The 202-nt window shown below is 64.4% G+C and carries 1 pseudogene; it reads right to left on the minus strand.

Features of this window, described 5'->3' with window-relative positions:
* Positions 1 to 202, minus strand: a pseudogene (locus tag ACLQ20_RS31385) (hypothetical protein); the annotation flags it as partial.

Raw genomic sequence — 202 nt, forward strand, 5'->3', positions numbered from 1 at the left:
CGGTTGTGTGGGTAGTACCAGAGGTTTCCGTTGGCGTCGACTCCCAGGATGTCGGCGGCGCCGTCTCCGCTCCAGTCGGCGGCCATGACGTGTGTGAAGGTCGCCCAGCCGTTCCCGATTTTGACGGGGTTGCCGAGGCCGGTTCGGTTGTGTGGGTAGTACCAGAGGTTTCCGTTGGCGTCGACTCCCAGGATGTCGGCGG

This window comes from Micromonospora sp. DT46, from assembly GCF_049841735.1.
GTDB classification, from domain to species: domain Bacteria; phylum Actinomycetota; class Actinomycetes; order Mycobacteriales; family Micromonosporaceae; genus Micromonospora; species Micromonospora reichwaldensis.